The organism is Thermoanaerobacterium sp. R66, assembly GCF_028895185.1.
Classification (GTDB): Bacteria; Bacillota; Thermoanaerobacteria; order Thermoanaerobacterales; family Thermoanaerobacteraceae; genus Thermoanaerobacterium.
Genome location: NZ_JAEUWW010000001.1, coordinates 1029251 through 1043826, shown reverse-complemented (window position 1 = coordinate 1043826; position 14576 = coordinate 1029251). Strand labels below are relative to the sequence as shown.

General features: G+C 34.4%; 15 protein-coding genes. 13 read left to right on the top strand and 2 right to left on the bottom strand.

The window, feature by feature from the left end; translation table 11 throughout:
• The first annotated feature begins 23 nt into the window (after window positions 1–23).
• Complete coding sequence (locus JJQ93_RS05210; RefSeq protein WP_085112188.1) at window positions 24–281, top strand: putative Se/S carrier protein; 258 nt, start codon at window positions 24–26, stop codon at window positions 279–281.
• Here JJQ93_RS05210 and JJQ93_RS05205 read toward each other — a convergent pair.
• Window positions 265–1635 (bottom strand): hypothetical protein, encoded by a 1371-nt coding sequence (locus tag JJQ93_RS05205; protein ID WP_274892953.1) that lies wholly within the window; start codon window positions 1633–1635, stop codon window positions 265–267. The two genes, JJQ93_RS05210 and JJQ93_RS05205, sit on opposite strands and share 17 nt — an antisense overlap.
• A 127-nt stretch (window positions 1636–1762) precedes the next feature.
• Between JJQ93_RS05205 and JJQ93_RS05200 the strand changes: the two genes are divergently transcribed.
• The 10 genes from JJQ93_RS05200 (at window position 1763) to thiI (ending at window position 11345) form a co-directional block, all read left to right on the top strand.
• Window positions 1763–2431: a hypothetical protein gene (locus JJQ93_RS05200; RefSeq protein ID WP_013787816.1), complete on the top strand. Its 669-nt coding sequence runs from the start codon at window positions 1763–1765 to the stop codon at window positions 2429–2431.
• Between the two features lie 58 nt (window positions 2432–2489).
• Entirely contained in the window at window positions 2490–3602 is a 1113-nt protein-coding gene (locus JJQ93_RS05195) for a glycosyltransferase family 4 protein (protein ID WP_274892951.1), read from the top strand.
• 12 nt (window positions 3603–3614) lie between these two features.
• Complete coding sequence (locus JJQ93_RS05190; RefSeq protein ID WP_013787818.1) at window positions 3615–3881, top strand: metal-sensitive transcriptional regulator; 267 nt, start codon at window positions 3615–3617, stop codon at window positions 3879–3881.
• A gap of 48 nt (window positions 3882–3929) precedes the next feature.
• Window positions 3930–4181, top strand: a complete 252-nt coding sequence (locus JJQ93_RS05185; RefSeq protein ID WP_274892950.1) for a DUF3006 family protein — start codon at window positions 3930–3932, stop codon at window positions 4179–4181.
• Between the two features lie 101 nt (window positions 4182–4282).
• Window positions 4283–4528, top strand: a complete 246-nt coding sequence (locus JJQ93_RS05180) for a (2Fe-2S) ferredoxin domain-containing protein (protein WP_045409955.1) — start codon at window positions 4283–4285, stop codon at window positions 4526–4528.
• A complete protein-coding gene (locus JJQ93_RS05175) occupies window positions 4525–6243 on the top strand; it encodes a [Fe-Fe] hydrogenase large subunit C-terminal domain-containing protein (RefSeq protein WP_274892949.1) in 1719 nt (572 codons plus the stop codon). Before JJQ93_RS05180 ends, JJQ93_RS05175 begins: the two co-directional genes overlap by 4 nt.
• The gene (locus JJQ93_RS05170; RefSeq protein WP_045409961.1) at window positions 6240–7400 is read left to right on the top strand and encodes a SpoIIE family protein phosphatase; all 1161 of its coding nucleotides are present in this window, start codon (window positions 6240–6242) and stop codon (window positions 7398–7400) included. The genes JJQ93_RS05175 and JJQ93_RS05170 overlap by 4 nt, the downstream gene beginning before the upstream one ends.
• 15 nt (window positions 7401–7415) lie before the next feature.
• Entirely contained in the window at window positions 7416–8930 is a 1515-nt protein-coding gene (locus tag JJQ93_RS05165; protein ID WP_274892947.1) for a 4Fe-4S dicluster domain-containing protein, read from the top strand.
• 112 nt (window positions 8931–9042) lie between these two features.
• Window positions 9043–10197, top strand: a complete 1155-nt coding sequence (locus JJQ93_RS05160; RefSeq protein WP_045409964.1) for a cysteine desulfurase family protein — start codon at window positions 9043–9045, stop codon at window positions 10195–10197.
• A 2-nt stretch (window positions 10198–10199) separates the two neighbouring features.
• Window positions 10200–11345: a tRNA uracil 4-sulfurtransferase ThiI gene (gene thiI / locus JJQ93_RS05155; protein ID WP_045409967.1), complete on the top strand. Its 1146-nt coding sequence runs from the start codon at window positions 10200–10202 to the stop codon at window positions 11343–11345.
• Between the two features lie 30 nt (window positions 11346–11375).
• Here the strand turns inward: thiI and ychF are convergent, their stop codons facing one another.
• On the bottom strand, window positions 11376–12467 hold the full coding sequence (ychF, locus tag JJQ93_RS05150; protein WP_284700587.1) for a redox-regulated ATPase YchF: 1092 nt from the start codon (window positions 12465–12467) through the stop codon (window positions 11376–11378).
• A gap of 169 nt (window positions 12468–12636) precedes the next feature.
• Here ychF and JJQ93_RS05145 point away from each other — a divergent pair, with 169 nt between their 5' ends.
• Window positions 12637–13209 (top strand): YhcN/YlaJ family sporulation lipoprotein, encoded by a 573-nt coding sequence (locus tag JJQ93_RS05145; RefSeq protein ID WP_503010032.1) that lies wholly within the window; start codon window positions 12637–12639, stop codon window positions 13207–13209.
• 98 nt (window positions 13210–13307) lie between these two features.
• On the top strand, window positions 13308–14570 hold the full coding sequence (gene yfmF, locus JJQ93_RS05140) for an EF-P 5-aminopentanol modification-associated protein YfmF (protein WP_274892944.1): 1263 nt from the start codon (window positions 13308–13310) through the stop codon (window positions 14568–14570).
• Window positions 14571–14576: the final 6 nt, after the last annotated feature.

The following is a 14576-nucleotide window of genomic DNA, read 5'->3' as shown; positions in this document are numbered from 1 at the left end:
TACTGTTAGTAGGGGGTGCAAAGATGAGATATGGGATATTAGTCTTTTATTCTTATCAACATGCAGTGCTGTGTGACAAGGTATTAAGGCAGAACAATATACCTGTAGAATTTATACCAACGCCACGCTCTATAATGAATAGCTGCAGCCATTCATTAAAATTTGGCCTGGAATACGTAAATATTGTAAAATTAATAGTACAAAGAATAAATATCCCTTATAAAGGGATATATGAGGTAGAAAAGACATATAGCGGATATACTGTCATAGGTGTTCGTTAGGTTTTCCAAAAATAATTGATTTTATCTTGTCTATTGTCCCATTTTCTACTTTTTCATTAAGCTTTGAGTTTAATATGATTATTTTATTTTGCAGATCTTTTATCTGCTTTTTTAATTTCTCATTCTCCAAAAGGACATTGTTGTAAACAGAATTAAGATTGTCAATTTTTGAAGTAAACTTCATTCTTTCTTCATAATATTTTTTTAAATTTTCCTTAAGTTCTTCGATATTTCTGTTTTTAAGTGCGATTTCATAGCTTTTTTGATTTAGGTTTCTCTCTAAATGTACTTTCTCATTTTGAAGGTTTTCTATTTTTTTAGATAGTGTGCTTAAGTATTCTTGGACTTCTTTTATATAAAATGTAAAATAATTATCTTTATCATATGATATGCTATCTTTAACTCTATTAAAAGGAAGCTCTAATCCGTTCTCATCTAAAAACGTGAATTTTTCTGCTGATTCTTCCGCTTTTTTTGCAAATTCATACGACGAAGGCTTTTCAGCCAATTTAAAAGGCTTGCAGAAACTATTGCCTCCATCTGATGATACAACGCTGTAAAAAGCATTTTGTTGAATCCATGTACACCATATAGTGGTGTCTATTATATTAAAGCAAGGCCACAAAATCGCGTCTGAAAATGACAAAGTGATTTTTTTATCCCACGAACCTTTTGGCCATCCACCGTCGATTTTTTTTCTGTATTTCAGCTCTTTTATTATGTTTTCCTCAACCCAGCATATATGGATATTTCGTTTGTCATCGATGGCTATATTTGGGTATTCCAGCGATATAGCTTCAGAAATTGTAGTCTTTAAGGTCCATGTTCCGCTTAAATACGTTGTATAAAAAATCTTCTGAGTGTTTTCGGCTGTTATATAGACTAAATGTAGAACTCCGGATTTATCAGATGTTACGCTGTAGAAAGGTTTAATTTGGTTGTTGTAAATGACAGCTACATCATTAACTTTGAAAGTTTTATTGAGTACAAAATGCTTCAGAATCAATTTCTTGGGTGATGATAGATTATGCTCTGTAAAAAATAGATGTAATGTCTCACCAGACATTATTAATCTGAAATTATCTGCAAAAAATGATTTGTCATTATAATGGTACAAAATCTTTTTGATTACTTTATTATCATCATTTAAATGTGCTAAAACTACGTTTTGTTCTTTGCTAAAATACGTGATTAAAATTTTATCCCAGTTTAATCCAACATCAAAATCGCTTATTGCATTGTCTATAAGGTTTATTTCGTTCGAATTTTCGCCAGCTATATTTAATAAAATAGAATTTCGGTTTGATGAAAATTTGTACACCTTACCTTTAAAATTTAATAGTACCTTGTCCATAAAATGCCTCCTTTCATTTAGAATTATATTCTTTATTTGTAACAAATATTATGGTTATTACGTATATTGTAACTAGAAATATGCAAAATCAAATTAAACAAAAATTTAGTCGTAAGGGGGAAATAAAATGGCATTTGCTAAAAAGCTGATTGGAGAACAAGAAGTAGGACCAGGTCCAGTAGAGCCAGGTCAGCTTCCTGAACCAACAGAGATAACTTGCATAGAAGTTACAAAGATATACGATTCATGCTCACAGAGATTGTGTTTAGACAGCATACCACCAGTTCCATTTGTGCCTACTATTACAAACCCGACATTTGGACGCTGTGAAAATGTGACTGTAACGCTTGTATCACCTCCAGGATTTACGCTTACACCTATTCCTGAGAGACCTGGATTTGCAAGAGTGCAGGCTACATTCCAAGTAACATATGATGTAGTGATTACAAACACATCTGGCGATATTCAAACATTAACGGGACTAACAACTACGTTTAATAAGGATATAGTATTGTATGTGCCAGAACCAACTATTGCCATCATGAAGTTTGAAGCTGTTGCGGAGTGTTTGTTTGGAAGAGTCAATGTTGGAACACCAACAACATTAGAGGTAATCATAGGTGTATGGATCATCATAAAATCTGCTATGGATGTGCAATTATTGATACCTTCGTATGGATTCTGCCCAGTACCACCTGAGTGCGAGGAGTTTCCGACAAATGTATGTGATGAATTCATGCAGAGACCATTCCCACCTATATTTCCTCCGCAGAAAGCCCCATATTCACCATATTAAAAATATGAAAAGCCAGCATAAGCTGGCTTTTCTCATAACAATGATAGGAGGATTTTTTATGAAAATTTTATTTATAACATTTATCGATATTTTAAATTCACTTCCGCAGAGAAGTCATCATTTGATAGATTACTTGAAAGACAAATATGACTTGACGGCAGTATTTTGTAGGTATGACGATCTTGGAGTATTGAAAAAGCAAGAAGGCACGATTACTTATATAGGAATACCTGTTAAGTTTGCGAGTCTTTTTAGCCCCATGATTTTGTATAAAAAATACGTTGAACTTGATTCTTCGAAATACGATATATGTATTGCACAAGGTCCATGGGCTGGTTTGACTGCCGTAGAACTTCTGAAATCAGGAAGAATAAGCTTTTTGGCTTACGAAGATATCGACTATTTTCCTGCATTTTTTGAATATGAGGACATTTATGAGAGGACAAAAAACATGGAGAAATATTGCATTGAAAATTCTGATGTTACATTTTCTGTAAATCAACATTTGATAGAATTGAGAAAAAACATGACAGGCATTACACCATACTACATACCAAATGGTGTCAATTATGAACTGTTTAATGGCAAAAAGGAAAAGCATCAAGGAATAGTCATTTTATTTAGCGGTTCATTAGAACATTGGTCAGGTATTGAGATGCCTATAAAAGCCCTTCCTATATTAAGACGAGAGTATGATGTTTCGATGATGATACTTGGGAAAGGGAAATATGAACATGTTCTTAGGAAATTATCGAGAGACTGCAAAGTAAGTGATGCTGTATATTTTTTGGGAAAAGTAAAGTATAGCGATTTACCTATGTACTTTAATAAAGCCGATCTTGGACTTTGTACGCTTTTTCCAACAGAGCTTATTAAATATTCTTTTCCACTTAAAGCTGTAGAATACATGGCGTCGGGTCTTCCTGTCATAGCAACAGACATTGGCGATTTAGGAAAATTGATTAAAGAAAATGAGTGTGGTATAACTATAAAGTACAATGTATCTGATTTTGTTGAAAAAACTATAGATTTGATAGAAAATTATGATAAAATGAGTATATACGGACAAAATGGGAAAAAATTTGCTAAAATGTTTGACTGGAAAGAACTTTTTAAAAAAGAAATGAGCATAATTTTTGATAAATTAGATAAGAGGATAAAATATAATTGAAAGGTGAGCGCTATGACCAAAAGTATAAAAGATGATGTACTTTTAAGACTAAAAACCATAAAAGGGCATATAGCTGGAATAGAAAAGATGGTGGAAGAAGACAAAGGATGTTCTAATATTTTGCTGCAAATAGCAGCAGTAAGAGCTTCTTTGGAGAAAGTTGGTTTGTCAATCATAAATGAACATGCTGAACAGTGTTTTCTCGCAAATGAAGATGGTAAGATAACTTATGAGGAACTTCAAAGTGTTGTTGATTTGCTTGTCAAGTTTTTAAAATAAAATGTGTGGCAGCAAAACTTTTGTGGCATAAAAGAATCCTTCTTAATGTTGATAAAGGAAATTGACGGGTGTATAATTAATAAAGAGAAGGTGTTTTACGTGAGAATACATGGCATTGTAGAAAAAATAGAAGATGATGTAGCTATAATTGTCCTTGATGACGATAGGAAGATAAGCATTCCAACAAAATATCTTCCCAGCAATATTGCTGAAGAAGATGCTATAGATATTTCATTGGATGTCAATGAAAGAGGACGAAAATTAAAAAAGATGATTGAAGAATCAAGAGAGGAAGACTAAATTTTTAATTTTTTTAACGCCAATTGTTAATAAATTAACTATTGTTTACACACTTTCTTTTGTGTAATAAAATAATTGTATACAGTATACGGGTGATTTTTATGGTTATTACTGTTTGCGTAGGTAGTTCGTGCCACCTGAAAGGTTCCTACGATGTTATAAACAAATTAAAAGAAATGATTAGAGATTACGGTATTGAGGACAAAGTGGAGTTAAAAGCTGATTTTTGCATGGGCAATTGCTTAAGGGCAGTTTCTGTAAAAATTGATGGCGGTACGTGTTTATCAATTAAACCAAATAACGTTGAAAGATTTTTTAAAGAACATGTTTTAGGTGAGCTAAAATGAGCGTCATTAATTTCAAAGAAGCCAATTGCAGAAACTGCTATAAATGTATTAGGTACTGCCCTGTCAAAGCGATAAAAGTTAATAATGAACAAGCTGAAATCATAGAATACAGATGCATTGCATGTGGAAGATGTTTAAATGTTTGCCCTCAGAATGCGAAGACAGTTAGGTCAGATGTAGAAAAAGTTCAATCATTTTTAAATAGAGGGGAAAAAGTTGTTTTCACTGTAGCTCCATCGTATCCTGCACTTGTTGGGCATAATAGTGCTTTAAAATTCTTGAAAGCTTTAAAAAGTTTAGGAGCCGAAATGATAGTTGAGACATCAGTAGGTGCTATGCTTATATCTAAGGAGTATGAAAAGTATTATAACGATTTGAAATATGACAACTTGATTACTACTTCGTGTCCATCCGTAAATTATTTGGTTGAAAAATACTATCCTGATCTTATAAAATGCCTTGTGCCAGTTGTATCGCCGATGGTGGCTGTTGGAAGGGCTATAAAAAATATACACGGTGAAAGCGTGAAAGTCGTATTTATAGGTCCGTGCCTTGCTAAAAAAGCAGAAATGAGCGATTTTAGCTGTGAAGGCGCTATAGATGCTGTATTGACTTTTGAAGAAGTAATGAATTTGTTCAGCACAAATAAAATAGATATTGAATGCATGGAAGAGCATTTAGAAGATGTTGACTCTGAAAGCCGATTTAAGCTGTATCCAATAGAGGGTAAAACCATTGATTGCATGGATGTTGATTTGAATTTAAGAAAATTTATCTCTGCATCATCGATAGAAAATGTGAAAGATATTTTAAATGATTTAAGAGCTGGCAATCTACACGGGTATTGGATAGAAGCTAATGCATGTGATGGAGGTTGCATCAATGGCCCTGCATTTGGAAAGTTAGAAAGTGGTATTGCAAAAAGAAAAGAAGAAGTTATAAGCTATTCTCGCATGAAAGAGAGATTTAGCGATGATTTCAGCGATTTTAGCGATTTTTCTTTAGATTTAAGCCGAAAGTTTATTGATTTAAGCGATAAATGGAAAATGCCAAGCGAGGCCGAGATAAAAGAGATACTATCGAAGATTGGCAAGTTTTCACCTGAAGATGAATTGAATTGCGGTGCATGTGGCTATGACACTTGTAGGGAAAAAGCCATAGCGGTCTTTAATGGAATGGCAGAACCGTATATGTGCTTGCCATACATGAGAGGGAGGGCTGAAACGCTGTCCAATATCATAATAAGTTCTACTCCCAATGCTATAGTTGCAGTTAATAATGAATATGAAATTCAAGATATGAATAGAGCGTTTGAGAAGATGTTTTTGGTAAATTCAGCCGTGGTTAAAGGTGAAGATTTATCGTTGATCTTTGATATATCTGATTTCGTAGAGGTTATTGAAAATAAGAAAAGCATTTTTAACAAAAAAGTTTCATTTAAAAATTACGGAATCATAGCGTTGGAAAGCATCTATTATTTGGAAGAATATAAAATTGCCATTGGAATTTTCACAGATATAACAAAGATGGAAAAACAAAAGGAGAGCTTCTCAAAGCTCAAAAGGGAAAACTATCAATTGGCGCAGCAAGTGATAGATAGACAGATGAAGGTTGCACAAGAGATAGCAAGCTTGTTAGGAGAAACAACTGCGGAGACAAAAGTGATACTGACTAAGATGAAAGATATGCTGTTAAATCAAGGTGATGATGAATGAGTCATTACATCGATATTGCACATGCGTCATTGAATAAATACGATGAAGAACTGTGTGGAGATAGTGTTCAAATAATAAGAAAGAAAGATTATGCAATGGCGGTTATGGCAGATGGCCTTGGTAGTGGTGTTAAGGCGAATATTCTATCTACTTTGACAACGCGAATTGTGTCAAAAATGCTGGATATGGGTTCTGAACTAAAAGATGTGGTAGAAACGGTGGCTGAGACATTGCCAATATGCAAAGAAAGGAATATAGCGTATTCCACATTTACTGTTGTCTCCATATATGGGAATAACGCTCATTTAGTTGAATATGACAATCCATCGGTGTTTTATTTTAAGAATGGTGTGCATAAGAAGATTGACAGAAAATGTGTTGAAATAGGTGATAAAAAAATCTTTGAAAGCAGTTTCAGATTGGATTTGAATGATGCGCTGATAGTTGTATCTGATGGAGTAATTCATGCAGGCGTAGGAGGAATATTAAATCTTGGTTGGCAATGGGATAATGTTAAGCAATATTTATCAAAAGTATTGGAAGTTTACAGCGATGCATCAGATATCTGTTCACAGCTTATAACAACCTGTAATAATTTGTATAAAAATAGGCCAGGCGATGATACAACTGCGATAGTGATAAAAGTTAACGAATCGAAAAAAGTTACAGTAATGGTAGGACCGCCGATTTTAAAGAATATGGATGAATGGGTTGTTAAAAAACTCATGAAAAGTGAAGGCTTAAAGGTAGTATGTGGTGGTACTGCTGCAAAAATTGTAAGCAGAATTTTGAATAAAGATGTAATTACATCTACAGAGTATATTGATCCTGATATACCTCCTTATGCACATATTGATGGGATTGATCTGGTGACAGAAGGCGTATTGACTTTAAGAAAGACTGTTGAAATTTTCAAAGAATATATGAATGATAAAGACTCAAATTTGTTGAGATTTTCAAAAAAAGATGCTGCAACTCGATTATTTAAAATTTTAAATTACGCTACTGACGTAAATTTTTTAGTAGGTCAGGCTGTGAACAGTGCCCATCAAAATCCCGATTTTCCATCCGATCTTAGAATAAAGGTCAGGATTGTGGAAGAACTTATAAGCTTATTAGAGAGATTAAATAAAAATGTGGAAGTAAATTATTTTTAGAAAGGATGGATTGCCTTGTTTAAGTTTAACACAGATGTTCAGATGTTGAAGTACGAGGTGCTTTATAATGTTGCTAAATTGACGCTTGAAGATAGGCTTGAAGATGAATACGACGAAATACCTTATGAAATAATACCAGGAACAAAACCGAGATTTAGGTGCTGCGTGTATAAGGAAAGGGCTATAATTGAGCAGAGAACTAAAGTTGCAATGGGGAAAAATTTAAAGCGTACTATGAAACATGCAGTCGACGGTGAAGAGCCGATAATTCAAGTTTTAGATATTGCCTGTGAGGAGTGTCCTATTAAAAGGTATCGTGTAACTGAAGCTTGTAGAGGGTGTATTACTCATAGGTGTACAGAAGTATGTCCAAAAGGAGCTATAACGATAATAAATAAAAAGGCAAACATCGATTACGACAAGTGTATAGAATGTGGCAGGTGCAAAGATGTGTGCCCATACAATGCCATTTCTGACAATTTGAGGCCATGTATTAGATCTTGTTCAGCAAAAGCCATAACTATGGATGAAGAATTGAAAGCTGCCATAAATTACGAAAAATGTACTTCGTGTGGTGCTTGTACATTGGCATGTCCATTCGGAGCTATAACTGATAAGTCTTATATTGTAGACATTATAAGGGCGATTAAGAGCGGGAAAAAAGTTTATGCATTGGTAGCACCAGCCATAGCATCCCAATTTAAGGATGTAACTGTAGGACAGATAAAATCTGCTTTGAAAGAATTTGGCTTTGTTGATGTGATTGAAGTAGCCCTTGGCGCAGATTTTGTAGCTATGGAAGAGGCAAAAGAATTCAGCCATAAAATAAAAGACATAAAAGTCATGACGAGTTCATGCTGTCCTGCATTTGTGGCACACATAAAGAAAAGTTATCCTGAGCTATCGCAAAATATATCGACAACAGTATCTCCAATGACAGCTATATCAAAATACATCAAAAAAAACGATCCTATGGCAGTGACAGTATTTATAGGTCCATGTACTGCAAAGAAATCGGAAGTCATGAGAGATGATGTAAAGGGCATAACGGATTTTGCCATGACATTTGAAGAAATGGTTGCTGTGTTGGATGCGGCAAAAATAGACATGAAAGAACAGCAAGATGTGGAAGTGGATGATGCTACGCTTTTTGGAAGAAAGTTTGCAAGATCGGGAGGCGTCTTAGAGGCTGTGGTTGAAGCCGTTAAAGAAATAGGTGCAGATGTTGAAGTAAACCCTGTAATATGCAATGGACTTGATGAATGTAACAAGACATTGAAAATAATGAAAGCTGGCAAATTGCCAAATAATTTTATAGAAGGCATGGCTTGCATTGGAGGATGTATAGGCGGTGCAGGCGTAATAAATAACAATGTAAATCAGGCAAAATTGGCTGTTAACAAATTTGGTGATTCATCTTATCATAAAAACATAAAAGATAGAATCAGCCAATTTGACACTGATGACGTCGAGTTTCATGTTGACAGTGGTGAAGATGAGTCAAGTGAAACATCGTTTAAAGAAGCTTAGGAGTTTTAAAAATAAGGGGTCCATCTATGGGGCCCTAAATTTTTGTTGAAATATATGTCCTTATTAACATATAATATATTTGAATTACATAAAAATGTGAGGACTGATATGTATGGAGGTATATCTTGACAATAGCGCCACCACGAAAGTTCGTAGAGAAGTAGTTGAAAAAATGGTTGAAGCAATGGAAGTCGAATATGGCAATCCATCGTCGGCACATCGTAAAGGATATAATGCAGAAAAGATATTGTCTAAGTCCAGAGAAGATGTAGCGAAATTATTAGGGTGTGAATCACATGAAGTATTTTTCACATCAGGCGGGACTGAATCAAATAATTTGGCTATACGTGGTATTGTGCATAGCATGAAAAGAAATGGCAATCATCTAATAACCACAAAAATCGAACATCCATCTGTATTGAACGTAATGAAGCAGCTTGAAGAAGAAGGTTTTGATGTCACTTATCTTGATGTGGATAATCATGGATATGTAGACTTGGATGAACTAAAAAATGCTATAAATGACAGGACGATTTTGATGTCTATAATGGCTGTCAACAATGAGATAGGCACTATAGAACCATTGGATGAGATTGCTAAATTAAAACAAAGGAAAGATAAATTTTATTTTCACGTTGATGGTGTACAGGCAGTAGGGAGAATTAATATTGATTTAAAAAATATTAACATAGACCTTTTGTCTATAAGCGGTCATAAAATGCATGGGCCAAAAGGCATAGGCGCTCTGTACGTAAAAAAGGGAACTAAAATTAAACCTATTTTGTACGGTGGAGGACAAGAAGCCAATTTAAGGTCAGGGACTGAAAATATGCCAGGTATCGTGGGACTTGGTGAGGCATGTCGATTTATGAAGGACAATTTTATTGAATACGAGGGTAAACTTAGAGCATTAAAGAAAAGATTGTACGATGGTATAAAAAGTGAGATTCCTGATAGTCACTTAAATGGTCCTGACATCGACGACGGTGCTCCTCAAATATTAAATATATCCTTTTTAGGTGTAAGAGGTGAGGTGCTGCTTCACGCTTTGGAAGAAGAGGGCATATATGTGTCAACTGGCTCTGCTTGTTCATCTCACAAAAATACTGAAAGCCATGTATTAAAGGCTATAGGACTAAATCACGAATACATTGAAGGTGCAATTAGATTTTCACTGAGCGTATTTAATACAGAGGAAGAAATAGATTATGCTATTCAAATTTTAAAGGAGAAAGTGAATTTCTTAAGGAGATACAAAAGGAGGTAAAAATGGAGGTTATTCTTATAAAGTACGGCGAGTTAGCTTTAAAAGGCGATAATAGATCTTTTTTCGAAAATAAACTTGTTAGAAATATTAAAGAAGCTTTAAAAAGCTTTGATGGGGTTAAAGTTGAGAAGACACATGGAAGAATATATGTAGAAACAAGCAATAATGCAAAAGAAGCTATTGATAAACTTAAAAAGGTATTTGGAATAGTTGGGATAACAATAGCTAAAAAAGTGGAATTGGACCTTAATGAGATATACGATTCAGCAATTGAGGTTATGCGACATTATTCAGGTAAAAGTTTTAAAGTGGAGACTAGGAGACCTAATAAATCATTTCCTTATGAAAGCATCGAAATAAGCAGAATGATTGGAAGCGAAATACTTAAAAACATCGATGACGTTCATGTTGATGTTCACAACCCTGATGTAGTTTTGAATGTGGAAATAAGGGAGAAGGCGTATTTATACTCTGATACGGTAGATGGAATCGGAGGAATGCCCATAGGTACTAATGGAAAAGCTGTGGTTTTATTATCAGGCGGAATTGATAGCCCTGTTGCAGCATGGATGATGATGAAAAGAGGAGTAGAAGTAGAAGCTGTGTATTTTCACAGTCCACCTTATACACAGGAGCGTGCAAAGGACAAAGTAATTGATTTGTGCAAAAAACTTTCAGAGTATGGGCAAGATATATATTTGCATGTGGTGAATTTTACAGATTTTCAACTGGAAATATACGACAAATGTCCTCCGAAATTGACTACTATTATAATGAGAAGGATGATGATGAGAGTCGCAGAAAATATTGCCCTTAAGTACGGGGCAAAAGCGCTTATAACAGGCGAAAGCTTAGGACAAGTTGCCAGCCAAACCATAGAAAGCTTGTACTGTACAAATGCAGTGACACACATGCCAGTGTTCAGACCACTTATTGGAATGGACAAAAGCGAAATTGTTGAAATTTCTAAAAAAATCGGGACATACGATATATCTATAAGGCCGTATGAAGACTGCTGCACCATATTCGTTCCGAAACATCCTATTATAAAGCCGAATTTAGATGAAGTCATCAAAGGGGAGAAAGAATTAGATTATGAACAATTCATCAGCAGTCTTGAAATAGATGAGATAAAAGTAAAAAGCTGAAAAATCCCATAGATATTAATCTATGGGATTTTATACGTTAAATCTAAATACTATTATATCTCCATCTTCTACGACATAATCTTTTCCTTCTAATCTCATCAATCCCTTCTCTTTTGCTGGAGTTTCTCCACCTGATTCGACGTAATCTTTATACGATATTACTTCAGCACGTATAAAGCCCTTTTCAAAATCTGAGTGTATTTTGCCGGCGGCTTGTGGCGCCTTTGTACCTTGTTTAATAGTCCAGGCTCTGACTTCTTTTGGCCCTGCTGTAAAAAATGTAATAAGCCCTAAAAGAGAATATCCATGACGAATTATATTGTTTAATCCAGGTTCTTCTAATCCGTATTCGGAAAGCAATTCATATTTTTCTTCATCTGAAAGGGACGAAAGTTCTTCTTCTATTTTTGCTGATATTACAATAACATCTGATTTCTCAATTTTTGCAAACTCTTTAAGCTTCTTAACATATTCATTTTCGTTTTTAGATATAAGATCGTCTTCTGATATATTGGCTGCATACATAACAGGCTTTGATGTAAGAAGCATAAGTTGATTTACAAAGGATAATTCCTCATCATCAAAGTCCATTGTGCGTATAGGCTTACCATCATCTAATGTCTTTTTGATTTTTTCCAACACATTCAATTCGAATGCAGCAGTTTTATCGTTTTTAGCATATTTGGAAGTCTTTGCAATTCGCTTTTCAACAACTTCCAAATCAGCCAGTATAAGCTCCAATGTTATTATTTCGATGTCTCTTATTGGATCAATGCTGCCTTCAACGTGAGTTATGTTGCTGTCATCAAAGCATCTAACAACATTTAATATTGCATCGACTTCTCTTATGTGTGATAAAAATTTATTGCCTAACCCTTCGCCTTTACTGGCGCCCTTTACTAAACCTGCTATGTCGACAAATTTTATCGTGGCAGGTATTATCTTTTGAGGATTTACGATTTTTGCCAGCTCATTAAGCCTTTTGTCGGGTACAGATACAATTCCTACATTAGGTTCTATCGTACAAAAAGGATAATTTGCACATTCGGCGCCTGCTTGTGTTATGGCATTGAAAATTGTACTTTTTCCAACATTAGGCAGACCAACTATTCCTATTTCCATTTGTATTCCTCCGTTTTTTAAAATCAAGAAAAAATTTTTTCTAAATGTATCAAATAGAATTATATATGAAAAACTATAAAACTTCAAACTAATAATTGGATATTATTTACATTGATTATTGTAATAAATTGACTTCATCTGAGCAAAATATTGATTGGAGGTGTTTGAATTGAAAAATAGCAAAAAAATTTTTTTAATACTTTTAGCATTGATAATGGCATTGTCTATATCTTTGACGGGTTGCAAGGCATCTAAAAAGCCATCGCCAACAAGATATACTCCTACGACACCTAGGACGACACCAGCTCCGTCACCAGGCATGACTACTCCTGCACCGTCAAGAGTGCCGACGACACCAACTCCAACAACACCTGCACCTACTACACCGACTCCAGCGAAAAAGCCGGTTCCACAAAGCGTGAGAGCAGCAAAAATAGCCAGCAATGTGGCAAAACTTCCTGAAGTAAACAAGGCTACTGTAGTTATATTTGGAAATACTGCTATCGTAGGTATTGACATGAAGGCCAGCGTCCAAGGCACTAATGAGACGCAGGTTAAGAAAAAAGTAGAGAAGACAGTGAGAGATACTGATAAAGGGATAAAGAATGTATCTGTAACATCTGATCCTGATCTATATACGAGGATAAACAATATCGCAAAAGGAATAGCAGCCGGAAGACCATTATCTGAGTTTACTAAACAGATAACAGAGATATTAAAAAGGATAACGCCAAGTGCATAATATAAACCTGGGGAAACCCGGGTTTATGCTTTGTTGACATATTTGTAGTTTTTAAATATAATTAGGTCAATTGGATTATTATAGAAGGAGTGAAAAATATGTCCATCATAAAGGAAAACATTGCGAGTGGTATTGAACTCTATGTCAATAAACTTAATAAGTTTAAAACGGTAACAATTAATGTGTACATAAGCAATAAATTAAGCGATGAAACGGCAAAATTTGCATTGCTGCCATCGGTTTTAAGGAGAGGAAGCTTTAGCTTTAAAACGTATAAGGATATAACAAAGCATTTAGAAGATCTTTACGGTGCTACGTTTGCTTATTCGGTTTATAAAAAAGGTGAGCGGCAGATTGCACAGTTTAAGATGGAAATTGTAGATAGTACATATTTAAAGGAAGATATATTGGAAGAAAGCGTTAAGTTCATATCAGACATACTTTTGAATCCATTAATATCAAATGATGGTTTTGAACAATCATATGTGCAGCAAGAAAAAGAAAAACAGAAAAATCTTATTAATTCTCGCATAAATGAAAAGACAAAATACGCCGTTGAAAGGTGTATAGAGGAAATGTGCAAGGATGAAGATTACTCAATTTATGAGCTTGGAAATGTAGATGATGTGGATAAAATAGATGAAAAAAATCTTTATGAGTTTTATAAAAAGGCAATTAAAAGGCTTCCGATAGATATATTTGTCGTAGGCAATGTGGACGTAGATAAAGTGAAAGAGTTTTTCAACAAGCACTTTAAAATAGAGAGAGCGAATGTAGAAGTGATTCCAGATACGCCTATATTAAGAAAGATCGATAAGGTAAAATATGTAGAAGATAAACTTGATGTTACTCAAGGCAAGCTGACTTTAGGGTACAGGACAAATGTAAATCCATGGGACGAAGAGTATTTTCCACTTTTAATATTAAGCGGTGTTTTAGGAGGAGGGCCTTTCTCTAAACTTTTTATGAATGTTAGAGAAAGAGAAAGCCTTGCATATTATGCTCAGACAAGGTTAGAAAGATTTAAAGGATTAATGCTTGTAATGTCAGGCATTGAAATTAAAAACTACGAAAAAGCATTGGAGATAATACAAAAGCAAGTAGATGAGATAAAATCAGGCAACATATCTGATTATGAATTTAATTCGTCTGTGAAAGCCTTAGTTTCCTCGCTTAATTCAATAAAAGACAGTGGAACACAATTGGCAGATTTTTATTTATCACAGAAACTTTCACATACAGATTACAGCATAGATGATTTTATAAAGAAGATAGAAAAAGTTACCATAAATGACATCGTAGACGTCTCTAAGAAGTTGCAATTAGACACTGTTTATTTCATGACAAAAAATGAGGAGTGATATGAA

Coding starts and splice junctions, on each gene's coding strand:
- JJQ93_RS05210 (WP_085112188.1), top strand. CDS start 24: ATGAGATATGGGATATTAGTCTTTTATTCTTATCAACATGCAGTGCTG.
- thiI (WP_045409967.1), top strand. CDS start 10,200: ATGGAGGTTATTCTTATAAAGTACGGCGAGTTAGCTTTAAAAGGCGAT.
- JJQ93_RS05190 (WP_013787818.1), top strand. CDS start 3,615: ATGACCAAAAGTATAAAAGATGATGTACTTTTAAGACTAAAAACCATA.
- yfmF (WP_274892944.1), top strand. CDS start 13,308: ATGTCCATCATAAAGGAAAACATTGCGAGTGGTATTGAACTCTATGTC.
- JJQ93_RS05175 (WP_274892949.1), top strand. CDS start 4,525: ATGAGCGTCATTAATTTCAAAGAAGCCAATTGCAGAAACTGCTATAAA.
- JJQ93_RS05200 (WP_013787816.1), top strand. CDS start 1,763: ATGGCATTTGCTAAAAAGCTGATTGGAGAACAAGAAGTAGGACCAGGT.
- ychF (WP_284700587.1), bottom strand. CDS start 12,467: ATGGAAATAGGAATAGTTGGTCTGCCTAATGTTGGAAAAAGTACAATT.
- JJQ93_RS05170 (WP_045409961.1), top strand. CDS start 6,240: ATGAGTCATTACATCGATATTGCACATGCGTCATTGAATAAATACGAT.
- JJQ93_RS05205 (WP_274892953.1), bottom strand. CDS start 1,635: ATGGACAAGGTACTATTAAATTTTAAAGGTAAGGTGTACAAATTTTCA.
- JJQ93_RS05160 (WP_045409964.1), top strand. CDS start 9,043: ATGGAGGTATATCTTGACAATAGCGCCACCACGAAAGTTCGTAGAGAA.
- JJQ93_RS05180 (WP_045409955.1), top strand. CDS start 4,283: ATGGTTATTACTGTTTGCGTAGGTAGTTCGTGCCACCTGAAAGGTTCC.
- JJQ93_RS05195 (WP_274892951.1), top strand. CDS start 2,490: ATGAAAATTTTATTTATAACATTTATCGATATTTTAAATTCACTTCCG.